The organism is Streptomyces sp. A01 (assembly GCF_059026195.1).
This window is the reverse complement of sequence record NZ_JBWLKN010000003.1, coordinates 195,569-218,192: the sequence shown is the minus strand read 5'-3', so window position 1 is coordinate 218,192 and position 22,624 is coordinate 195,569. Positions and strand designations below refer to the sequence as shown.

Annotated in this window: 18 protein-coding genes; 13 read left to right on the top strand and 5 right to left on the bottom strand. The window is 72.8% G+C overall.

Annotated features, from left to right (window positions below):
* Positions 1–46: 46 nt before the first annotated feature.
* The 8 genes from AC5P1B_RS05345 to AC5P1B_RS05310 all read left to right on the top strand — a co-directional run bounded on the left by AC5P1B_RS05345 (position 47) and on the right by AC5P1B_RS05310 (position 11,560).
* Complete coding sequence (locus AC5P1B_RS05345; protein WP_493885122.1) at positions 47–2,272, top strand: molybdopterin oxidoreductase family protein; 2,226 nt, start codon at positions 47–49, stop codon at positions 2,270–2,272.
* A gap of 119 nt (positions 2,273–2,391) precedes the next feature.
* Positions 2,392–3,909: a CitMHS family transporter gene (locus tag AC5P1B_RS05340; RefSeq protein ID WP_493885120.1), complete on the top strand. Its 1,518-nt coding sequence runs from the start codon at positions 2,392–2,394 to the stop codon at positions 3,907–3,909.
* A 52-nt stretch (positions 3,910–3,961) separates the two neighbouring features.
* Complete coding sequence (locus AC5P1B_RS05335) at positions 3,962–5,323, top strand: MFS transporter (protein WP_493885118.1); 1,362 nt, start codon at positions 3,962–3,964, stop codon at positions 5,321–5,323.
* 117 nt (positions 5,324–5,440) lie between these two features.
* A complete protein-coding gene (locus tag AC5P1B_RS05330) occupies positions 5,441–6,130 on the top strand; it encodes a hypothetical protein (RefSeq protein ID WP_493885116.1) in 690 nt (229 codons plus the stop codon).
* Between the two features lie 22 nt (positions 6,131–6,152).
* Positions 6,153–6,863 (top strand): class F sortase, encoded by a 711-nt coding sequence (locus AC5P1B_RS05325; protein ID WP_493885114.1) that lies wholly within the window; start codon positions 6,153–6,155, stop codon positions 6,861–6,863.
* A 107-nt stretch (positions 6,864–6,970) separates the two neighbouring features.
* A complete protein-coding gene (locus AC5P1B_RS05320; protein ID WP_493885112.1) occupies positions 6,971–8,389 on the top strand; it encodes an aldehyde dehydrogenase family protein in 1,419 nt (472 codons plus the stop codon).
* Positions 8,390–8,715: 326 nt separating this feature from the next.
* Positions 8,716–9,798: a Zn-dependent alcohol dehydrogenase gene (locus tag AC5P1B_RS05315; protein ID WP_493885110.1), complete on the top strand. Its 1,083-nt coding sequence runs from the start codon at positions 8,716–8,718 to the stop codon at positions 9,796–9,798.
* A gap of 181 nt (positions 9,799–9,979) precedes the next feature.
* Positions 9,980–11,560, top strand: coding sequence for an alpha/beta hydrolase (locus tag AC5P1B_RS05310; RefSeq protein ID WP_493885108.1), 1,581 nt, complete (start codon positions 9,980–9,982; stop codon positions 11,558–11,560).
* Positions 11,561–11,629: 69 nt separating this feature from the next.
* On the opposite strand, the gene AC5P1B_RS05305 is transcribed toward AC5P1B_RS05310, so the two are convergent.
* Complete coding sequence (locus AC5P1B_RS05305) at positions 11,630–12,307, bottom strand: TetR/AcrR family transcriptional regulator (RefSeq protein ID WP_493885107.1); 678 nt, start codon at positions 12,305–12,307, stop codon at positions 11,630–11,632.
* 74 nt (positions 12,308–12,381) lie between these two features.
* Between AC5P1B_RS05305 and AC5P1B_RS05300 the strand changes: the two genes are divergently transcribed.
* Together AC5P1B_RS05300 and AC5P1B_RS05295 are read left to right on the top strand one after the other, a co-directional pair.
* A complete protein-coding gene (locus tag AC5P1B_RS05300; RefSeq protein ID WP_493885105.1) occupies positions 12,382–13,536 on the top strand; it encodes an acyl-CoA dehydrogenase family protein in 1,155 nt (384 codons plus the stop codon).
* Between the two features lie 144 nt (positions 13,537–13,680).
* Positions 13,681–14,319: a TetR/AcrR family transcriptional regulator gene (locus AC5P1B_RS05295; RefSeq protein ID WP_493885103.1), complete on the top strand. Its 639-nt coding sequence runs from the start codon at positions 13,681–13,683 to the stop codon at positions 14,317–14,319.
* A gap of 110 nt (positions 14,320–14,429) precedes the next feature.
* Here AC5P1B_RS05295 and AC5P1B_RS05290 read toward each other — a convergent pair whose 3' ends face one another.
* Both AC5P1B_RS05290 and AC5P1B_RS05285 read right to left on the bottom strand, forming a co-directional pair.
* A complete protein-coding gene (locus AC5P1B_RS05290) occupies positions 14,430–14,891 on the bottom strand; it encodes a MaoC family dehydratase (protein WP_493885101.1) in 462 nt (153 codons plus the stop codon).
* Between the two features lie 117 nt (positions 14,892–15,008).
* Entirely contained in the window at positions 15,009–15,605 is a 597-nt protein-coding gene (locus AC5P1B_RS05285) for a hypothetical protein (protein ID WP_493885099.1), read from the bottom strand.
* 131 nt (positions 15,606–15,736) lie between these two features.
* Between AC5P1B_RS05285 and AC5P1B_RS05280 the strand changes: the two genes are divergently transcribed.
* Positions 15,737–18,574, top strand: a complete 2,838-nt coding sequence (locus AC5P1B_RS05280; RefSeq protein WP_493885097.1) for a penicillin acylase family protein — start codon at positions 15,737–15,739, stop codon at positions 18,572–18,574.
* A gap of 44 nt (positions 18,575–18,618) precedes the next feature.
* On the opposite strand, the gene AC5P1B_RS05275 is transcribed toward AC5P1B_RS05280, so the two are convergent.
* Both AC5P1B_RS05275 and AC5P1B_RS05270 read right to left on the bottom strand, forming a co-directional pair.
* A complete protein-coding gene (locus tag AC5P1B_RS05275; protein ID WP_493885096.1) occupies positions 18,619–19,020 on the bottom strand; it encodes a hypothetical protein in 402 nt (133 codons plus the stop codon).
* 24 nt (positions 19,021–19,044) lie between these two features.
* Positions 19,045–19,614 carry a hypothetical protein gene (locus AC5P1B_RS05270; protein WP_493885094.1) on the bottom strand — a complete coding sequence of 190 codons (570 nt, stop codon included), beginning with the start codon at positions 19,612–19,614 and terminating at the stop codon, positions 19,045–19,047.
* Between the two features lie 483 nt (positions 19,615–20,097).
* Between AC5P1B_RS05270 and AC5P1B_RS05265 the strand changes: the two genes are divergently transcribed.
* Both AC5P1B_RS05265 and AC5P1B_RS05260 read left to right on the top strand, forming a co-directional pair.
* Positions 20,098–20,853: an SDR family oxidoreductase gene (locus AC5P1B_RS05265; protein WP_493885430.1), complete on the top strand. Its 756-nt coding sequence runs from the start codon at positions 20,098–20,100 to the stop codon at positions 20,851–20,853.
* A 69-nt stretch (positions 20,854–20,922) separates the two neighbouring features.
* Complete coding sequence (locus tag AC5P1B_RS05260; RefSeq protein WP_493885092.1) at positions 20,923–22,572, top strand: class I adenylate-forming enzyme family protein; 1,650 nt, start codon at positions 20,923–20,925, stop codon at positions 22,570–22,572.
* Positions 22,573–22,624 lie beyond the last annotated feature (52 nt).

The window sequence follows — 22,624 nt, the reverse complement described above, 5'->3', positions numbered from 1 at the left end:
GTATGGTCGTGGCGAAACGCGTCGCAGCCGTCCCCGGGAGGGACCGATGAGCCATACCGCTCTGCGTATATGCCCGTTGTGCGAAGCCACGTGCGGGCTGACGCTCGACATCGAGGACGACCGGGTCACAGCGGCGCGCGGCGACCGCGACGACGTGTTCAGCAAGGGGTTCAGCTGCCCCAAGGGTGTCTCCTTCGGCGCCGTCGACGCCGACCCCGACCGGCTCACCAGCCCCCTGGTCCGCAAGGACGGGCGCCTGGTGGAGACCGGCTGGGACGAGGCGTTCGCCGCCGTCGCCGAAGGGCTGGCGCCGCTGCTCGCCGCGCACGGACCGCAGTCCGTGGCCGTCGTCCTCGGCAACCCCAATGTGCACACCATGGCGGGCGCGCTCTACCCGCCCGTGCTGCTCGCCACGCTGGGCAGCCGCAACCTGTTCACGGCGAGCACGCTGGACCAGATGCCCAAGCACGTCTCCAGCGGGCTGATGTACGGGGACGCGCTGGCCATCCCGGTGCCCGACCTCGACCGCACCGACCACCTGCTGATCATCGGCGCCAACCCGGCCGAGTCCAACGGCAGCCTGTGCACCGCGCCCGACTTCCCCCGGCGGCTGAAGGACCTGCGGCGGCGCGGCGGGCACGTCACGGTGATCGACCCGCGCCGGACCCGCACCGCGCGGCTGGCCGACCGGCACGTGCCCATCAGGCCCGGCGGGGACGCGGCGCTGCTGCTCGCCATGGTGCAGGTGCTGTTCGCCGAGGACCTGGTGGACCCCGGAGCGCTCGGCGCGCACCTGACCGGCGTCGACGACGTCGGGCGGCTGGCCGCCGAGTTCACCCCCGAGGCGGTGGAGCACGCGTGCGACGTGCCCGCCGAGGACATCCGTACCCTCGCCCGCGAGCTGGCCGCCGCGCCCCGGGCCGCTGTCTACGGCAGGATCGGCGGCAGCACCGTCGAGTTCGGCACCCTCACCAACTGGCTCGTCGACGTGCTGAACGCGCTGACCGGCAACCTCGACCGGCCCGGCGGCGCGATGTTCCCGCTCGCCGCCACCGCCAGGGCCCCGCGCCCGCCGCGCCCCGGGAAGGGCTTCGCCCTCGGCCGCTGGCACAGCCGGGTCAGCGGCCACCCCGAAGCCAAGGGCGAACTGCCCTCCGTAGCGCTGGCCGAGGAGATCGAGACCCCGGGCGACGACCAGGTCAGGGCGGTGATCTCGATCGCCGCCAACCCGGTGCTCTCCGCCCCGAACGGCGACCGGCTCGACCGGGCACTGACCGGCCTTGACTTCATGGTCAGCGTCGACCCGTACCTCAATGAGACCTCCCGGCACGCCCACGTCGTCCTGCCGCCGCCCCCGCCCAGCCGCACCGCCCACTTCGACTTCGCCTTCAACACCTTCGCCGTACGCAACCAGATCCGCTACTCCCGGCCCGTGCTCCCGCTGCGGCCCGGCGAGCTGGACGAGTGCGAGATCCTGGCCCGGCTGGTGCTGTGCGTCAGCGGTCAGGCAGCCGCCGACCCCGGCGGCGTGGACAGCCTGGTCATCGGCCAGACGCTGGCCAAGGCCGTGGCCGACACCGGCTCCCCGGTGCACGGCCAGGACCCCACGGCGCTGGCCGCCCGGCTCACCGGCGAGACCGGCTGGGAGCGGCGCCTTGACCTGATGCTGCGACTCGGCCCGTACGGTGACGGCTTCGGCGCCGTGGACGGCGGGCTGACCCTTCAGGCCGTGCTCGACACACCGCACGGCATCGACCTCGGCCCGCTGCGGCCGCGCGTCCCCGAGCTGCTGCGCACCCGCAGCGGCACCGTCGAGCTGTGCCCCGCGCCGATCGCCGCCGACGTGCCCCGGCTGCGCCGCGCGCTCACCCCGCGCCCCGCCGAGCTGCTCCTCGTCGGCCGCCGCCATCTGCGCTCCAACAACAGCTGGCTGCACAACGTCCCCGTGCTCATCGGCGGCACCAACCGCTGCACCCTCCAGGTGCACCCGGAGGACGCGGCACGCCTCGGCCTCGTCGACGGAAGCCCGGCCCGCGTCAAGGGTGACGGCGGCGAGCTGGAGGTGCCCGTGGAGGTGACGGACACCGTCAGGCCCGGCGTGGTGAGCCTGCCGCACGGCTGGGGACACTCCAGGCCCGGCACCAGGCTGTCCGTCGCCACCGTCGCTCCCGGCGTCAACGTCAACCAGCTCAACGACGGCTCCCGGCTCGACCCGCTCTCCGGCACCGCCGTGCTCTCCGGTTTCCCCGTGCACCTCGCACCCCTCAGTTGACCTGGGGTTTTGCGCGTATTGCTCGCGTGTCAAGGTCTTGTTAACGCAAAGTTGACGCGCCTAACGTCACCTCGACCGCCACCCCGGCGGCGTTCGAAGGCGAACGTGAGGTGCCCTCCATGCTGACAGTCCTCGGATTTGTCATGATCGCCACCTTCCTGGTGCTGATCATGATGAAGAAGATGTCCCCCTTGGCAGCGCTGGTGCTCATCCCCGCGTTGTTCTGCGTCCTGGTGGGCCAGGGTGCCAAGCTCGGCGATTACGTCCTTGCCGGAATCGGCGACCTGGCGCCCACCGCCGCCATGCTCATGTTCGCCATCATCTACTTCGGGGTGATGATCGACGTCGGGCTCTTCGACCCGATCGTCCGGCTCATCCTGCGGTTCTGCAAGGCTGACCCGGTGCGGATCGTCGTCGGCACCGCCGTCCTCGCCGCGATCGTCTCCCTCGACGGCGACGGCTCCACGACCTTCATGATCACGGTCTCGGCGATGCTGCCGCTCTACCGCCGTCTGAAGATGAGCGTCCTCGTCATGACCTGTGTCGCGGCGACCGCCAACGGCGTGATGAACACCGTCCCCTGGGGCGGCCCCACCGCCCGCGCGGCCACCGCGCTCAAGCTCGACGCGGGCGACATCTTCATACCGATGATCCCCGCCCTCGCCGTCGGGCTGCTCTTCGTCTTCTCCTTCGCGTACGTCCTCGGCAGGCGCGAGCGCAAGCGGCTCGGCGTGCTGTCACTCGACGAGCTTGGCGAGCCGGGTGCCGTCGTGGCGCGGGGAACGGAGACGGCGACCGAGCAGGTGCTGGTGACGGCCGGCGGCCCCGGAGTCCCCGGCGGCCGGGTGCGGCTCACGAAGACGGCAGGCGTGGCGACGGCAGGCACAGCGATGCCGGGCGCGGCGGGCGGCGGAACGGACGCCGACGCGCCCACCGGCGGGACTGGCGGAACCGGCGGGAACGGGGAGACGAGTGACGGCGCCGCCGACGGCGACCCGCAGACCCTCGACCCGCACCGTGCCACGCTGCGCCCGAAGCTCTACTGGTTCAACGCCGCGCTGACCGTCGCCCTGCTCACGCTGCTGATCCTGCAGACCCTGCCGATCCCGGTGCTGTTCCTGCTCGGCGCCGCCATCGCGCTGACGGTCAATTTCCCGCACATGCCCGACCAGCGGGCCCGCATCGCCGCCCACTCGGAGAACGTCCTCAACGTCTCCGGCATGGTCTTCGCCGCCGCCGTCTTCACCGGCGTGCTCACCGGCACGGGCATGGTCGAGCACATGGCCCGCTGGCTCGTCGACGGCATCCCCGACAGCATGGGCCCCCACATGGGCCTGGTGACCGGCGTGCTGAGCATCCCGCTCACGTACTTCATGTCCAACGACGGTTTCTACTTCGGCATCGTGCCGATCCTCGCCGAGGCGGGCGCCGCGCACGGTGTGTCCTCCACGGAGATCGCCCGCGCCTCCCTCGTCGGCCAGTCCCTGCACATGTCCAGCCCGCTGGTGCCCGCCGTCTACGTCTTGATCGGCATGGCCAAGGTGGAGTTCGGCGACCACACCCGGTTCACCGTGAAGTGGGCCGCGCTCACCGCGCTGGTCGTGCTCGGCGCCGGACTGCTGTTCGGCATCATCTGACGGATTCGGGATCATCTGAGAGACGGGGTCAAGAGACGGGATCAGCCGAGACATGACGCCGATCGCGCCCGGCAGGGGCTGGCTGCTGCGCCTGGTCATCGCCTTCGCCTTCGCGCAGGGGGCGGTGAGCATGGCGCGGCCCGCCGTCTCCTACCGGGCGCTCGCGCTCGGTGCCGACGCCCGCGCCGTGGGAGTCATCGCCGGGGTGTACGCGCTGCTGCCGCTGTTCGCCGCCATACCGCTGGGCCGCCGTACCGACCACGGCCGGTGCGCCCCGCTGCTGCCGTTGGGCGTGCTGCTCATCGCGGGCGGCTGCGGGCTGAGCGGCCGGGCCTCCTCGCTCACAGGGATGGCGCTGTGGAGCGGGGTGATGGGCCTGGGCCACCTGGTCTTCGTCATCGGGGCGCAGTCCATCGTGGCCCGGCAGAGCGCCCCGGAGGAACGGGACCGCGACTTCGGCCACTTCACCATCGGCGCCTCGCTCGGCCAGCTCGTCGGCCCCGTCGCGGCCGGGCTGCTGGTCTCCGCCGAGGGCGGCGCGCTGGCCCGTACGAGCGCTGCCGCGCTGCTGGTGTCGGCCGCCGTGGCCGCCTGCTCGTTCGCCGGGCTCTGGCGGATCGAACACAGGCCCGGAGCGTCAGCGCGAGCGAGGGGGACCGGGAACGGAGCCGGGGAAGGAGCCGGGAAGCAGACCGGGACAGGCTCCGGGAAGGGTGCCGACCGCGTGCCGGTGCTGGGCATTCTGCGCACCCGGGGTGTCACCTCCGGGATCTTCATCAGCCTTGCCGTGCTGTCCGCCACCGACATCCTCACCGCCTACCTGCCGGTGCTCGGTGAGCACCGGGGCATCACCCCCGCCGCCATCGGCGTACTGCTGAGCCTGCGGGCGGCGGCCACCATCGCCTGCCGACTGGTGATGACCCCGATGATCCGGGTGCTGGGCCGTACGGCGTTGATGGCCGTGAGCTGCCTGTGCGCGGCGCTGCTGTGCGCGGGCATCGCCCTGCCGATGCCCGCGTGGGCACTGGGCGTCGTCCTGGCCGCGCTCGGCTTCGCGCTCGGCGTCGGCCAGCCGCTGTCGATGAGCACGGTGGTGCGGGCAGCGCCCGACGCGGCGCGCAGCACGGCGCTCGCGCTGCGGCTCACCGGCAACCGGCTCGGCCAGGTCGCCGCCCCGGCCGCCGCCGGGGGACTGGCCGGGGTCGCGGGCACGGCGGCGCCCTTCGTGATGCTGGGGGTGCTGCTGCTGGGCTCGGCCGGGGTCGCCGCGCGCGGGTTGCGGCGTCCCCCGGATGGCGGCGGCGGTGACGCGTCGGCCGGGTCGGGAGCGGCGGGTCCACGGGGGCGGAGGCGTTCGTCGCGGCGTACGCGGGCGGCACGAATGGCCCTGTCCGGAGCGGGCGGTGTGGGCTAACCGGGCGATAAATGGGGGGTTTAGGGCGTTTCGCCGTTTCTTCTCGCTGAAAACGTGACACGTAGTCAGGCGATCGACGATTTGTATGACTATCGTCCCGGCTTGAAGGAGCCCCGCGTGACCATCTCAACCACTCGACGCGCCCTCGGCGCCCGTACGGCGGCCGCGGCCGTCGCCACCCTCTCCATCACCGGCGCCACCCTCCTGGCGGCGCCCGCCGCTCTCGCCGCTACCGGCGACAACGGAGACGTAAAGATCCACAACGTCGGCACCGCCCCCAGTGACACCCGCGACGAACTCAGCGTCTGCGAGTTCTACCTGGCCGGTCTCAACTTCGAGTCCGTCCCGCAGGTCACCTGGCAGATCGCCCCGCTCCCGGTCAGCACCAACGGGCCCAGCCTCGGCGGAGCCCTCACACTCGCCAACGGCATCGGCCAGACGAAGGAGTACACACTCCCGACCGGGCAGTACAAGCTCACCTGGAACTTCGTGGGGCAGACAGGCGCCCCGAAGGAGAAGGTGTTCAAGGTCGACTGCCCCGCGAACAGCAACGGCAACAACAACAGCAACACAGGCAACAACAGCAGTAACAGCAGTAACAGCAGTAACAGCAACAGCAGCAAGGAGGCGCCCAAGCAGACCAAGGACAAGCCGGTCGGCGCGGTCGCCGCAGGCGGCGGCGGCACTGCCGACACCGGCGGCTCGGAAGTGGGCGGCGTCAGTACGGCGCTGGCCGCGGGCGCGGTCGGAGCGGCCGGGCTGATCTTCGTCCGGCGGGCCCGTCGACGCACCGATGACGCGGCATAGGTTCCGTCCTCCGCGCAGACGCATGAGTCGTGTCCGCCGTCGCCGTCTCTCGGTGACGGTGGGCACGGCCTTGTCGCTGGTGGTGGGCGGTGTCTGGGTGCTGAACGACGCGCCCTCCGGGCCGCCCACCGTCGCTGCCGCCGCCGGAGCGGAGGTCCCCGACGCCACGCCCGAACCGGACGCCGAACCCGTCGTGGAGAGCACGGGCACGGCGCAACCCCCGCCCGTCGCGGACGGTTCCATCCCGCCGCGGGTGCCGCGCGCCCCGCTGCCGCGTTCGCGGGCGAGTGCCGTCGTCATCCCCGCCCTCGCCCTCCAGGCGCCGGTCATGGGGCTCGGTCTCGACTCACGCGGCGAACTCGGCACACCGCCGATGGACAAACCCCAGGTAGCGGGCTGGTTCGAGCGGGGCCCCGCCCCCGGGGAGCGCGGCACGGCCATCGTCATCGGCCACCGCGACACCCGCTCCGGGCCCGCCGTCTTCGCCAACCTGGGGTCGCTGCGGCGCGGCGACGTCGTCAGCGTCACGCGCCAGGACGGCAACTCGGCCGTGTTCACCGTCGACGCCGTCCGTACGTACAAGAAGTCGGACTTTCCCAGCGAGAAGGTCTACGGCAACACCGGCCGCTCCGAACTCCGGCTGCTGACCTGCGGCGGGGTATACGACCAGCAGACCGGCTACACCTCCAACATCGTCGTTTTCTCCCACCTCACGGACGTCAGGGGGGCGTGAGGGGCCCGCCACGTGACCCAGGGCACCCCCCACCCTCTGGCGTGCGAAAACTACCGTCGCTAGTTTGGTCGCGTACGGGGGCGGCAGCTGCGTGGGAGGGCAACGACGTGAAGTCGCATGACGGGATGTACATCGACGGCGGCTGGCGGCCCGCGTCAGGCAACGACACGATCGAGGTCGTCAACCCGGCGGACGAACGGGTCATCGGCAGGGTGCCCGCCGGCACCGCCCTCGACGTGGACGCGGCCGTCCAGGCGGCGCGCGCCGCCTTCCCCGGCTGGGCCGCGACCCCGCCCGCGCGCCGCGCCGCCCGTCTTGGCGCGCTGCGCGCGGCCCTCGCCGCCCGCCGTGACGAGATCGCCGAGACCGTGACGGCCGAGCTGGGGGCCACCCTGGGCTTCGCGCAGGCCGTCCACGCCGACCTGCCCATCGCTGTCGCGGGCGGCTACGCCGAGCTGGCGGTGGCCTACCCCTTCCAGGAGCAGGTGGGCAACTCCACGGTGCTGCACGAGCCGGTGGGTGTCGTCGGTGCCATCACGCCCTGGAACTACCCGCTGCACCAGATCGTCGCCAAGGTCGCCCCGGCGCTCGCCGCGGGCTGCACCGTCGTCCTCAAGCCCGCCGAGGACACGCCCCTGGTCGCCCAGCTCTTCGCCGAGGCCGTCGCCGCCGCGGAGCTGCCGCCGGGTGTCTTCAACCTGGTCACCGGGCTCGGCCCGGTCGCTGGTCAGGCGCTCGCCGAACACCCCGGCGTCGACCTGGTGTCGTTCACCGGGTCCACCGCCGTGGGCCGGAAGATCGGCGCCATCGCGGGCTCCGCCGTCAAGCGCGTCGCCCTCGAACTCGGCGGCAAGTCCGCCAACGTCATCCTGCCGGGAGCGGACCTGACGAAGGCCGTCAAGGTGGGCGTGGCCAACGTCTTCGCGAACTCCGGGCAGACGTGCAGCGCGTGGACCCGCATGCTCGTCCACACCGACCAGTACGACAAGGCGGTGGAACTGGCCGCCGCGGCCGCCGCGAAGTACACCCCGGGCGACCCGCACGATCCGGACAGCCGCCTCGGCCCGGTCGTCAACGCCACCCAGCGGGACCGGGTGCGCGGCTACATCGAGCGCGGCATCGCCGAAGGGGCCCGCGTCGTGGTCGGCGGCCCGGGGGCGCCGGAGGGCAGGGACACCGGCTACTACGTCAGGCCGACCGTGTTCGCCGACGTCACCGCGGAGATGGCCATCGCCCAGGAGGAGATCTTCGGCCCCGTCCTGTCGATCCTGGAGTACGCGGACGAGGACGACGCCCTGCGGATCGCCAACGGCACCGTCTACGGGCTCGCCGGTGCCGTCTGGTCGGCGGACGAGGCCCAGGCGGTCGCGTTCGCCCGCCGCATGGAGACCGGTCAGGTGGACATCAACGGCGGCCGGTTCAACCCGCTCGCCCCGTTCGGCGGCTACAAGCAGTCCGGCGTGGGGCGCGAGCTGGGCACCCACGGCCTCGCCGAGTATCTGCAGACCAAGTCGCTCCAGTTCTGAGGCCGGGCCCGGGCGGGCCACCTCGCGAGCGCCCGCCCGCCCGGGCCAGGGCCGCACGGTGCCGGACTGTGCCGGCCGGGCTGTGCCGTGCCGGGGAGCCCTGACCAGCCGGGCCCGGTAGTGCCGCTGGCGGCCACGGCCGTCGGCACCGGGGCCCGGCGCGGCGCCGTGCTCATCCGGCCTTATCGCGCCTTCCGTACCGCCCGCGCCTCCCGTATCGTCCGCCGTCCGTTCGTGTCGCTCCCCGGCCCCCACCCGGGACATCGGCCACGACGGACGGGATGTCCCCCCAGTCGCCCCTAGTGCCCTGCGCCCAAGGAGAATCCGTGGTCCGCGCCGCCGTACTCACCGCTGTCAACGCCCCGCTGGAGATCGCCGAGATCGAGCTCCCCGCGCCGGGCCCCGGTCACGTCAGAGTCAGGCTCGCCGCCGCCGGGGTGTGCCACTCCGACCTGTCGCTGTCCAACGGCACGCTCCGCCAGCCCGCGCCCGCCGTGCTCGGCCACGAGGGGGCGGGCACCGTCAGCGCGGTGGGCGAGGGGGTGACGAGCGTGGACACCGGCGACCGTGTCGTCCTGAACTGGGCCCCTTCCTGCGGCGACTGCCACTTCTGCGCCCTGGACGAGCCCTGGCTGTGCGCCCACGCGGGCGCCGCGGCCGACACCCCGTACGCCACGCTCGCCGCCGACGGCACCGCCCTCTACCCGGGGCTCGGCACGGCGGCCTTCGCCGAGGAGACCATCGTCCCCGCGCACGCGGTGCTGCCCGTGCCCCACGGCATCCCGCTCACCGACGCGGCGCTGCTCGGCTGCGCCGTCCTCACCGGCTACGGAGCGGTCACCCACGCCGCCCGGGTCGTCGAGGGTGAGTCGGTCGCCGTCTACGGCGCCGGGGGAGTGGGCCTCGCCGTCCTCCAGGCAGCGCGAATAGCGGGCGCGGGGCCCATCATCGCCGTCGATGTCTCCCCGGAGAAGGAGGAGCTGGCCCGTGCGGCCGGGGCGACCGAGTTCCTGATCGCCGCCGACGACACCGCCAAGCGGGTACGCAAGCTCACCGGCGGCTACGGCGCGGATGTCGCCATCGAGTGCGTGGGCCGCGCCGACACCATCCGTACGGCCTGGTCCTCCACCCGCCGTGGCGGCCGCACCACCGTCGTCGGTATCGGCGGCCAGGATCAGCAGGTGACCTTCTCCGCCCTGGAGCTCTTCTACTTCGGCCGTACCCTCTCCGGTTGCGTCTACGGCAACAGCGACCCGGCCCGCGACCTCCCGGTGATCGCCGAGCACGTCCGCGCCGGACGGCTCGACCTGGGCTCGATGGTCACCGAACGCATCGGCCTTGACGGCATCCCCGCCGCCTTCGAGGCGATGCTCGCAGGCCGGGGCGGCCGGGCCCTGATCGTCTTCTGACAGCGGCGTCGGGACCGCGCCACGGCTCTCTCCTGGCGGCGGCTCCCCCGGTGACCGCCCGCCGTGGTCCTCCGTCCCAGGAGACCATGTCCGGGCGGCGCCGCCACTGGTGCTGACCCCCGTGCCGACGCGGGGGTCAGCCGCAGTGATTCCGGCCCAACCGGCCCTCTAGCGTGCGGACATGACCGCATTCAGCAAACCGGTGGCGGGCATGGCCCTGGCCGCCGCGTTCGTCACCGTGCCCACGGCCGTCGCACCGGCCGCGGCGACCACCACCGGCGCCCGGGCCGCCGCACCCCCGGCGTCCTCCCCCTCGGACGGACTCGGCCGGTTCTACGGCCAGCGTCCGGACTGGAAGAGCTGTGTGCTCGGCCCGGCGGACGAGACCGGCAAGGAACTGGAGAAGGCGGGCGCCCGGTGCGCGGACGTCACCGTCCCCCTGGACTACACCCGCCCCGGCGGCCCGACGATCACCGTCGCGATCTCCCGCGTCAAGGCCACCGACACCGCCCACCGCGTCGGCCCCCTCCTGCTCAACGGCGGCGGACCCGGCGGCCCTTCGCTCGGCGACCCGCCCGGCATCCTGAAGGCGATGAAGGACACCGGGCGGCGCTACGACGTCATCGGCATGGACCCGCGTTTCGTCGGCCGCAGCACTCCGCTGGACTGCGGCTGGCCGACCGGCACCTCGCTGACCGGGGCCGGGCTGACGCGGGCGGGCTTCGACCGGCAGATCACGCACCAGAAGGGTCTGGCCGAGCGCTGCCGTGAGCGGAACGGGGCCGTGCTGCCGCATGTCACCACCCGGAACACCGCCCGCGACATGGACGTCATCAGGGGCGCCCTGCGGGAGCGGAAGATCTCCTACCTGGGCTACTCGTACGGCACGTACCTCGGCACCGCGTACACCCAGATGTTCCCCGGCCGCTATGAGCGCGTCGTGCTCGACGGCGCGGTCGATCCGCGCGCGTACTCGCCCCGGCTGCTGAGGGGCGCGCAGGAAGCGGGCGACCAGGCGCTCGCGGCCTGGGCGGCCTGGACGGCGCGGCGCCACGGCACGTACGGCCTGGGGAAGACCGGGCCGAGGGTGCTGGCCACCGTCGAGCGGACCGTGCGCGCGGCCGCCGGGCGGCCCCTCGTCGTCGGCGCGGGCCACGACGCGTACCGGGTGGACGACGGGACCGTGCAGCTGGTCGCCTTCGCCGGTGTCGCCGACGACCGGGACGGGGCCAGGCACTCCCTGGCGGGGCAGCTCTCCGTGCTGGCGAAGGCCGCCGCCGGTCAGCACGTCGAGCCGACGCCCGATCTGAAGGAGGTGCTTGACCTCGGTCTGACCGGGAAGGGCTCGCACTACGGCAGTGTGCAGACCGCGATCCTGTGCGGCGACGTCGCCGCCCCGCGCGACCCCGAGGTGTACTGGCGCGACCTGGAGAACAGCCGCGCCAAGCACCCGCTGACCGGCCCGATGGCGAACAACGTCAACGCCTGCGCCTTTTGGCCCGGGGCGCCGCGCGAGAACCCCGTCGCGGTCAGTCACGACACGCCCGCCCTGATCGTGGCCGCCACCGGTGATCCCCGCACCCCGTACAAGGGCAGCGAGGCCCTGCACGGCATGCTGCCCAGCTCGCGGCTGCTGACCGTCAAGGGAGCCAATCACCATGGCCTGTACGGGGAGTACGGCAACGCATGCGTCGACGCGCGGGTCAACTCCTACCTGCGCGGTGGGAAGCTGCCGGACAAGGACGTGACCTGCGCGAAGTAGCGCGGCCGGGGCGGCCAGGGGAGGCGGCGCGGCGGTGCCGGCTCGTGGCCCGGGACGCCTCCCGGCGGGTCAGCGCAGCCGCTCGAACTGCAGCGACAGCCCCTCCACCAGCGCCGTCAGGCCCGTCTCGAACGCGCCCTGGTCCACCTGTTGCTGATGCTCGGCCAGCAGGTGGGCCCGGCCGAGGTGCGGGTAGTCGGCCGGGTCGTAGGCGCCGGCGTCGTCGACGAAGCCGCGGGCGAACGAGCCGAGCGCCGACCCCGCGACGAAGTACCGCATCAAGGCGCCGACACGCGTGGCGTGCGCGGGCGGCCAGCCCGCCCCGACCATCGCGCCGAACACCGCGTCGGCCATCCGCAGCCCGGCCGGACGGCGGCCGGGGCCCTGGGCGAGGAACGGCACGATGTTCGGGTGCGCGGTGAGCGCCGCCCGGTAGGAACGCGCCCACTCAAGGAGCGCCGTCCGCCAGTCCGCGCCCTCCGCGGTGCCCCCTTCGGCGTCCCCGGCACCGGCGCCGAAGTCCGCGTCGAACATCGACACATCGACCTGGGCGACGACCGTGTCGGCGACGGCGTCCAGGATCTCGCCCTTGGTCGTGAAGTGGTTGTACAGCGACGGCCCGCTGACTCCCAGCTCGGCGGCGAGCCGCCGGGTGGAGACCGCCTGCAAGCCCTCGGCGTCGACGAGGCAGAGGGCAGCCGCGACGATCCGGTCGCGGCTGAGCAGGGGCTTGCGGGGACGGGCCATGCGGCACATAGTAGAGCCCGTCGCGCTAAAACTAGCGCTGGTAATTTTACGGTCATCTGATCGCGGGAGGCGTCGTGGACCTGGAGCTCACCGAGGAGCAGGCCGCGGTCCAGCGGCTCGCCAAGGACTTCACCGATCGCGAGATCGCGCCGAACGCCGTCGCCTGGGACCGGGCCGAGAGCGTGGACCGCGCCGTGGTCAAGAAGCTCGGCGCCCTCGGTTTCCTCGGCCTCACCGTCCCGGAGGAGTACGGCGGCTCCGGCGGCGACCACCTCTCCTACGTCCTGGTCACCGAGGAGCTGGGGCGCGGCGACTCGGCGGTGCGCGGCATCATGTCCGTCTCGCTCGGCCTCGTCGCCAAGTCCATCGCCACCTGGGGAAGCGAGGAGCACAAGCACGCGTGGCTGCCCCGGCTGTGCTCCGGCGAGGCCGTCGGCTGCTTCGGCCTGACCGAGCCGGGCACCGGCTCCGACGCCGCCAACCTCACCACCCGCGCGGTACGCGACGGCGACGGGTTCGTTCTCGACGGCACGAAGATGTTCATCACCAACGGCACCTGGGCGGATGTGGTGCTCCTGTTCGCCCGCATCGGGGACGGACCCGGCCACAAGGGCATCAGCGCCTTCCTGGTTCCCACCGCCGCGCCCGGCCTGTCCCGGCGCGAGATCCACGGCAAGCTCGGGCTGCGCGGGCAGGCCACCGCCGAGCTGGTGCTGGACGGCGTGCGGGTGCCCGCCTCAGCGATGATCGGCCCCGAGGGCAAGGGCTTCTCGGTCGCCATGTCCGCGCTCGCCAAGGGCCGGATGTCGGTCGCCGCGGGCTGTGTCGGCATCGCGCAGGCGTGCCTGGACGCGGCGGTGGCGTACGCGGGCGAGCGCGAGCAGTTCGGGGGCAAGACCATCGCGCACCACCAGCTCGTCCAGGAACTCCTCGCCGACATCGCCGTGGACGTCGACGCGGCCAGGCTGCTGACCTGGCGGGTCGCCGACCGCATCGAGCGCGGGCTGCCCTTCGCCACGGAGTCCTCCGTCGCCAAGCTGTTCGCCAGCGAGGCCGCGGTACGGTGCGCCAACAACGCCCTCCAGGTCTTCGGCGGCTACGGCTACATCGACGAGTACCCGGCGGGCAAGCTGCTGCGCGACGCCCGGGTGATGACGTTGTACGAGGGCACGAGCCAGATCCACAAGCTGCTGATCGGCCGCGCGCTCACCGGCGTCTCGGCCTTCTGACCCGCCGCCCGGCCCTTCGGACGCGCCCGCGCCCCTCGACGGCCGGACCGCGCCACTGACCCTAAGCGCCTGCTCAGCCGCACGGTATGGTGTTCCCTCCCGGCGGCGGAGGGTCCGCGGCGGGCAGGCGGAGCGAGGCGGTCCATGGGTGCGGAGGAGCGGCAGCCCGCAGCGGTGAAGGTGTCCGAGGAGCCGTGGTCCGACGTCGCTCCGGACGCCGCCCGGCGGCTGGTGGTCGCCGCCGTCCAGGCGTTCGCCGAGCGCGGCTACCACGCCACCACCACCCGGGACATCGCGGGCCGCGCGGGCATGAGCCCCGCCGCGCTGTACATCCACTACAAGACCAAGGAAGAGCTGCTCTACCGGATCAGCCACGTCGGGCACCAGCTCGCCCTGGAGCTCCTTGAGCGCCCCGCCCGCGCCACGGGCAGCCCCGCGAGCCGACTGGCCGACGCCGTCCGGTCGTTCGTCCGCTGGCACGCCGAGCACCACACCACCGCGCGCGTCGTCCAGTACGAACTGGACGCGCTGGCCGCCGACCACCGCGCCGAGATCGTCACCATGCGCCGGGCCACCGACGCCGCCGTACGGTCGATCATCGAGGACGGCGTACGCGCCGGGGACTTCGACGTCCCCGACGTCCCCGGCACGACGCTCGCCGTCCTGTCCCTGTGCATCGATGTGGCCCGCTGGTTCAGCAGCGAGGGCCGCCGCACACCGGACGAGGTGGGCACGCTGTACGCGGGGCTGGTCCTGCGCATGGTCGGCGCACCACCGGAGTAGGCCGGGGCCCGGCGGACCCGGGAGCGCGGGACCCGCCCCGGCCGGGGCGGGCCCGCGCCGCGCCCGCCCCCGTGGCCCTCACGGACAGCCCCTCCGCACCGTTCGTACCGTCACAGGTAGAAGCGGCTCACCGACTCCGCCACGCACACCGGCCGTTCGCCGCCCTCGCGTTCGATGGTGACCGTCGTCGTCAGCTGGACGCCGTCCTTGACCTCGGTCACGTCCGCGATGCGCGCCGAGGCGCGCAGGCGCGAGCCGACCGGGACCGTGGCGGGGAAACGCACCTTGTTCACGCCGTAGTTGACGCCCATGCGTACGCCTTCCACACGCAGCAGCCGCTGGACGAACGCGGGCAGCAGCGACAGCGTGAGGTAGCCGTGCGCGATGGTGGAGCCGAACGGCCCGGCGGCCGCCTTTTCGGGGTCCACGTGAATCCACTGGTGGTCCCCGGTCGCCTCGGCGAACAGGTCGATGCGCTTCTGGTCTATCTCCAGCCAGTCGCTGGGGCCGAATTCCGCGCCGATCGCCGTCCGCAGTTCGTCGAGTGAGGTGAAGATCCGGGGCTCTGCCATGTCCGTGCCTCCCGCTGTGCCGATGGAAAAGCGCCAGCACTCAGCACGGAACCAGCCCCGCACCCCGTACGCGGAATACTAAGCGCTTGCTCAGCATGCTGACCGGGAGGTCGGCTGTCAACGCACCCCGGCCAACACGGGCGCCCGGACCGTGGAGCCCAGCCGCGGCACCACGATCCCGCAGCTCGCGCAGACCGGGCCGCGTTCCCAGGTGCGGTCGGCGCGGCCTCGCCACATGAGCCGCTCCTGACCGCAGACAGGGCAGCCGAGGCCGGGCCTCCTCCCCGGGTCGGCCTCCATGGCGGCGATGACCTGGCGCAGCACCTGGGCCAGCGGTGCGCTGGGGTGCGTCTCCGGGTCGGCGCACCGGACGATCTCGCAGCCGCCCCAGGTGAGGCGGTGCCAGTCGTCGACGGCGCCCGGCTGGCGCACCCCGTCGCGTTTCTCACGCCTGCGCCGGGCGGCGAACTCCGCCTCGTAGCCGAGCCACACCTCCCGCGCCTCCTCCAGTTCCTCCAGCGCGGCTACCAGCAGCTCCGGGTCCGGGTGCCGGTCTCCCGGCCGCATCCCGGTGCGGACACACAGGTGGTGCCAGGTCGCCCGGTGCCCGTACGGGGCGAACCGTTCGAGGCATTTGCGGAGCGAAGTGCGCCGCAGCGCCACGCTGTTGTGCGGATCACGTACCTGTTGCGCGAGTGCTCTGAAACCGGCCAAGGCATCCCACCTCCGACAGTGCGGACCAGATCCGATGCCCCATGGACGTGGCTCGCCGTGTTCTGGACCCATCTTCCAGGTTTGTCGTCCCCGGAGTACTCTCCGCCGCGTTGCCCCCCGGAGGAGCAGGTATGCGTCGACGCATCGGCACGCTCACCACTTCCCGTACGTTTCGGACAACTGTCGCCACGGCGCTGCTGGCGCTCGGCGCCACCCTGCTGGCCCCACCGCCCCCGAGCGCGCGGGCCGCCGGACCGGATGCCCCGCCGCCCCCGGTCACCGACTTCTGCCAGGGCGGCTGTGCGGACATCCTGCCGCCCGGCCAGAACGGCAACGCCACACTCGCCGAGATCCTCGCCCACCGCGTTCTGGGCACGCACCCGGCGCACAGCACCGACCAGCTCGGCCGTTATGACGGCCTCGTCGGCGGCTACCCCTCGCTCACCGATGACAAACTGACCGACTTCTTCAATGACGCGTCCTTCGGGGTCCCCGCGGGCCAGGTGGCCTCCCGGATAGCGCCGCGCCCGGACGTCACCATCACCCGGGACAAGAAGACCGGGGTCCCGCACATCAAGGGAACCACCCGTGAGGGCACAGAGTTCGGCGCCGGGTACGCGGCCGGGCAGGACCGGCTGTGGCTCATGGACCTGTTCCGGCACATCGGGCGCGGCGACCTCACCCCGTTCGCGGGCGGCGCGCTCGCCAACCAGGGACTGGAGCAGGACTTCTTCCGGCAGGCCCCGTACACGGAGGACGATCTCCAGCGCCAGATCGACCGGATCGCCGCCACCGAGGGGGAGCGCGGCAGGCAGGCGATGGCCGACGCCCAGGCGTATGTGGACGGCATCAACGCGTACCGCGTGAAGGCCAAGAGAGGCCGGTACTTCCCCGGTGAGTACGTCCTGACGGGGCACGTCGACGCGATCACCAACGCCGGGGAGATCAAGCCGTTCAAGCTCACCGACCTCATCGCGCTGGCGTCGGTGGTCGGCGCGCTGTTCGGCAACGGCGGAGGCGGCGAGGTGCGGTCGGCGGTGTCGCTGCTCGCCGCGCAGCAGCGGTACGGAGTGGCCGAGGGCACCCGCGTGTGGGAGTCCTTCCGAGAGCGGGACGACCCGGAGGCCGTGCTGACCGTGCACGACGGCAGCCGCTTCCCGTACGCGGGCAGACCGGACCATCCGCGCGGCACCGCCCTGCCCGACGCGGGAACGGTGACCCCCGAACAGCTCGTCCACGACCGTACGGGCGGCGCCGCGCGCCCCGCGAAGGACCCGGTGAAGGCCACGGGACAGCTGAGGAAGCTGCGCGGCATCCACGACGACGGGGTGCTCCCCGCCGGTCTGCCGCGCGAGAAGCGCGGCATGTCCAACGCCCTGGTCGTCTCCGGCGAGCACACCGCCAGCGGCCACCCCGTCGCCGTCTTCGGCCCGCAGACCGGCTACTTCGCTCCGCAGCTGCTGATGCTCCAGGAGCTCCAGGGGCCCGGCATCAGCGCCAGGGGCGCGTCCTTCGCTGGCATCGGGATGTACGTGCAGCTCGGGCGCGGCCAGGACTACGCCTGGAGCGCGACCTCGGCCGGGCAGGACATCACCGACACCTACGCCGTGGAGCTGTGCTCCCCGGATGGCACGGCGCCCCGCCCGGACGCGACGCACTACCGGTACCGGGGGGAGTGCGTCGCCATGGAGAAGATCGAGCGCCGCAACGCCTGGAAGCCGTCCCTCGCCGATTCGAGCGCCGCGGGGTCGTACCGGATGCAGGTCTTCCGCACGCGCTACGGGACGGTGACGCACCGCGCGACGGTACGCGGCGAACCCGTCGCCTACACCGCGCTGCGCTCCACCTACCGGCATGAGGCCGACTCCATCATCGGTTTCCAGCTGCTGAACGACCCCGGCTACGTGCGGGACGCGAAGACCTTCCAGAGCGCGGCCCGGCACATCGGCTACACCTTCAACTGGTTCTACGCCGACTCCCGGCAGACCGCGTACTACAACAGCGGCCTGAATCCGGTGCGCGCCCCCGGCGTCGATCCCTCGCTGCCCGTCGCGGCCCAACCCGCCTACGAATGGCGGGACTTCGACCCCGCCGCCAACACCGCCGCGTACACTCCGCCCGAGCAGCACCCGCAGTCCGTCGACCAGGACTACTACATCAGCTGGAACAACCGGCAGGCGAAGGAGTACGGCGCCGCCGGGTTCGGCAACGGCTCCGTGCACCGGGGCGACCTCCTCGACCGCCGGGTGCGCGCACTGGTAGAGCGGGGAGGGGTGACCCGGGCGGACCTGACCCGCGCCATGGCCGAGGCGGGCCTCACCGACCTGCGCGGCGAGGCCCTGCTGCCCGAGCTGCTGAAGGTGGTCCGCGGCGCGCCCGTCACCGATCCGGAACTCGCCACCGCCGTCGGGAAACTGGAGTCCTGGCGCGCGGCGGGCTCCCAGCGCCGCGAGAGCGCCCCCGGATCGCGCCGCTACGCGCACGCCGACGCGATCCGGCTGCTGGACGCCTGGTGGCCGCTGCTGGTCGAGGGCGCGTTCAAGCCCGGCCTCGGCGACGGCCTGTACGACGCGCTCCGCGCCGGCGTCCCGGTGGACGAGCCGCCCTCCGCGCGGCACGGGGCGACCGGCGGGCACGCCGGGTCCGCGTTCCTCAGCGGCTGGTGGAGCTACGCCGACAAGGACCTGCGCGCGCTGCTCGGGGAGGACGTGCGGGGCGGGCTCGCGAGACCGTACTGCGGTGGCGGCGATCTCGCGGCCTGCCGGGACACGCTCCTGAGCACGCTGAAGCGGGCGGCAGGCGTCCCGGCGGCCGAGGTCTACCCCGGCGACGCCGACTGCGCGGCGGGCGACCAGTGGTGTGCGGACGCCCTCATCCACCGGCCGGTAGGCGGGCTCACGCACGACACCGTCCACTGGCAGAACCGGCCGACGTACCAGCAGGTGGTGGAGTTCCGCTCGCACCGCTGAGCGCGCGTCGCCAGATCACTTCCGCCTACGGGGTGCCCGGCGGATCACGCGTGTCCGGCCTCTGGCACAGCGCGGGGGTGTGCCCCGTCAGGGGCGCGGGGAACCGCGCGACCAACCACGACGCACCCGCGGTCCGCGACGTGCGGGCAGGGGCTCCCCCAGCATGATCGGCCGGAGACGGCCTGGCCGAGCCGTGTGCCGGGAGCCGCCGAGCCGGGCAGGCCGGGGACGGGCTGGAAGAACCGGCCGTACAAGCGCGTCGCCATCGACCGGTCGTCGCTCCAGCCGTGCGCGGACACCACCAGATCGGTGGTGTCCGCGCGGCGGAGCTGTTCTTGGAGCTGGAGCCGCTGACCTGGGGCCGCGTCCCCGTCCGCGTCGTAGGTCAGTTCCCCGTACGGTTCCACGCTCACGCCCGACCGGGCGGGCGTCCGGCCGTACGCCATACGTACGGCCTTGAGCCTTTCCGCTCAGCCCTGGGCTTTACGCTCGCGGCCATAACGGCCCACCGGAGGCAGCCAACAGAGAATGACGGCGACGAGGCTGCCGATAATGGCGACAAAGCTGGCCGCCGTCACGGAATCCGGCTCGTAATCACCCACGATAAGGAAATGCGTGACGACGGAGGCGAGGGCCGCGATGGTGATGAGGACGCGCGCCCAGGTCGCGGCCTTGCGGGCGCACAGGGTGGCTATCAGCGCGAAGAGTGCGAAGAACACCACCATGCCCGCACGGGCGGTGAGGGTGTCCTGCCGGTCGCTGATCAGCTCCTCCCACATGGGCCCGGTGAGGGACTTGAAGTCCGCCGAGGTGAAGCCCGAGGGGAGGCCGAGGACGTCCGGGTGCTCGTCGATCACGTCCTTGACGTTGTCCTCGGCGAGATCCTTGCCACCGGCGAAGACCAGGACAGAACCGATCAGCCCGGCCAGGGCCGACACGGCGGAGGTGAGCAGCAGGGCGAGCACGAGGCCCGGCCTTTTCGCGGCGGAAGGGGCCTGCCGGTGGCCGCCGAGGGGAGGGGCGACCTGGGAATGACTCACGTGCTTGTTTCTCCTTGTTGAATAAGGCGCAGCCCGCTGGGGAAGCGGGTCGCGGGTCAATAGGGGTGCGACAGCGCAGAAGTTTTCCACGACCCGGGCCGATTCAACCAGGATTTCCGGAACAAATCCCTAGATAATTCCTGCTGAACCCGGGATCAGTTTCTTCCCGGATATTCTCGCGGCGCGAATACGGGAACGGCGCGGCAGCGGTATGCGGCGGTGATACGCGGCAGCGCGGGCGTACCCGCCCGTGGGCCGGCCGCTCGGCTGGGCGTCCGGGAACGGTGAGGCGAGCGGGGGGCGGGGCGCCGCGGCCATGGGCGGCGGGGGAGCCGGAAGCCCGCACCGTTCCCGCCCTTCCGCCCGCACATACCGACCGGTTAGTCTGCCCGGGCAGTGCCCAGCGGACCGTGCCCAGCCGGCGTCGGGCACGGGCGAACGGGCGTCACCGGCCGGACCGAGGGAGAGACAGACGTGGACAGCATGCGGGACGCGGGAGTTGTCGTGACCGGCGCGGGCGGCGGCATCGGCGCGGCACTCGCCCGGGGCTTCGCCGCCCGGGGCGCCCGGGTCGTGATCAACGACATCGACGCGGGCAAGGCGAAGGCCGTCGCCGACGAGATCGGCGGCACCGCCCTCCCGGGTGACGCCTCCGGCGTCGTCCCGGCGGCCCGCGAAGCGCTGGGCGGCACCATCGACGTCTACTGCGCCAACGCGGGCGTGGCCCCCACCGGTGGCCCCGAGGCCGATGAGAGCCTGTGGGCCGCCGCCTGGGACGTGAATGTCATGGCACACGTCCGTGCGGCCCGTGAGCTGCTGCCCGACTGGCTGGAGCGCGGCGAGGGCCGCTTCGTCTCCACCGTCTCCGCCGCCGGGCTGCTCACCATGGTCGGCTCCGCCCCGTACAGCGTCTCCAAGCACGGCGCGTACGCCTTCGCGGAATGGCTGTCGGCCACCTACCGGCACCGGGGAGTCCACGTCCACGCGATCTGCCCGCAGGGCGTGCGCACCGACATGCTGACGTCCACCGGTCCCACCGGCGACCTGGTCCTCGCGCCGACCGCCATCGAGCCCGCACAGGTCGCCGAGGCGCTCTTCGAGGGAATCGGCGAGGGCCGCTTCCTGATCCTGCCGCACCCCGAGGTGGCCGGCTACTACGCCGCCCGCGCCACCACCCCCGACCGCTGGCTCGCCGGCGTCAACCACCTCCAGCAGAAGGTCGAGCGGCTCACGGACTGAGCGCGCGGACCCTCCCTGAGCCACCCCCCGCGCCCACGACACCTGGACGACCCAAGAGGAGCCGCGCCCATGACCTCGTACCAGGACCAGCCCTGGCTGGCACAGCTCAACGAAGCGCAGCGCGCACCCATCGAGCCCCGGCCGAGCGTGCTCCACGCCTTCCGGGACGCGGTCGGCGCCGCCCCCGACCGCGTCGCGCTCGCCTACTTCGACGGGCGGCTGAGCTACCGGGAGGTGGACCAGCTGTCCGACGCGCTCGCCGGGCACCTCGCCGAGCGCGGCTTCCGCCCCGGCGACCGGCTCGCGATGCTGCTCCAGAACACCCCGCACTTCGTCCTCACCCTGCTCGCGACCTGGAAGGCGGGCGGCGTCGCGGTGCCCGTCAACCCGATGTACAAGGCGGGCGAGTGCGCGCACATCCTGGCCGACGCCGAGGTCACCGCACTGGTGTGCTCCGACCGGGCCTGGGAGGACTACCTGCGGGAGACGGCCGCCGCCTCACCCGTACGGATCGTGCTCACCACCGGCGAGGCGGACTTCCAGACCCGCGACGACGCGCGCGTGCTCCCCACCGCGCGCGGCCCCGTCCCCGAGGACACCACCGACCTGCTCGCCGCCGCGCGCGGCGGCGCCACGCCACCGGCGGTTCCCGCCCTGGCCCCGGGGGACACCGCCCTCATCTGCTACACCTCGGGCACCAGCGGGGCCCCCAAGGGCGCCACCAACACCCACGGCAACATGGCCTACAACGCCGAGCGGCAGCGCACCGGGCACGGCCTGCCGGACGGGTCCGCGTACTTCACGCTGGCCCCGCTGTTCCACATCACCGGACTCGTCTGCGAGCTGGCGAGCTGCTTCGCCGCCGCGGGAACGCTGGTCCTCGCCTACCGCTTTGAGGCGGGCACCGTCCTGGACGCCTTCGCCGAGCACCGCCCCGCGTACACCGTCGGCCCGGCCACCGCGTTCATGGCGCTCATGGCCCACCCCGAGGCGACCCGCGATCACTTCGCCTCCTTCCGGATCATCTCCTCGGGTGGTGCGCCGCTGCCGCCCGCGCTGGTGGAGACCTTCCAGCAGCGCCTGGGCCCGTATCTGCACAACGGCTACGGACTCACCGAGTGCACCGCGCCGTGCGCCAGCGTCCCACCGGGCCGCACGGCCCCCGTGGACCCGGCCTCCGGCACCCTCGCCGTGGGCGTACCCGGCCCCGACACCGTCGTGCGCGTCCTGGACGAGGAGGGAGCGGAGGTCCCCTTCGGCGAACCGGGCGAGATCGCCGTACGCGGCCCGATGGTCGTCCCCGGCTACTGGCGCAGGCCCGAGGAGAGCGCGGCGGCCCTCCCCGCAGGGGAGCTGCGCACCGGCGACATCGGCTTCATGGACGAAGACGGCTGGCTGTACGTCGTGGACCGCAAGAAGGACATGATCAACGCGTCCGGTTTCAAGGTCTGGCCGCGCGAGGTCGAGGACGTGCTGTACACCCACCCGGCGGTGCGCGAAGCGGCCGTCGTCGGCGTGCCGCACGCCTATCGTGGCGAGTCGGTGAAGGCGTACGTCAGCCTGCGGCCGGGCAGCGACACGCCGTCCGCCGAGCTCGTCGCCTACTGCGAAGAGCGTCTCGCCGCGTACAAATACCCCCGTGAGGTGGAGATCCTGCCGGAACTGCCCAAGACGGCGAGTGGGAAGATCCTCCGGCGGGAACTGCGCACCAGGGCGTAGCGCGCCGTCCCAGGCGGGCGGGGCGCGCGGCGACGGCGAACGGAACGAACGA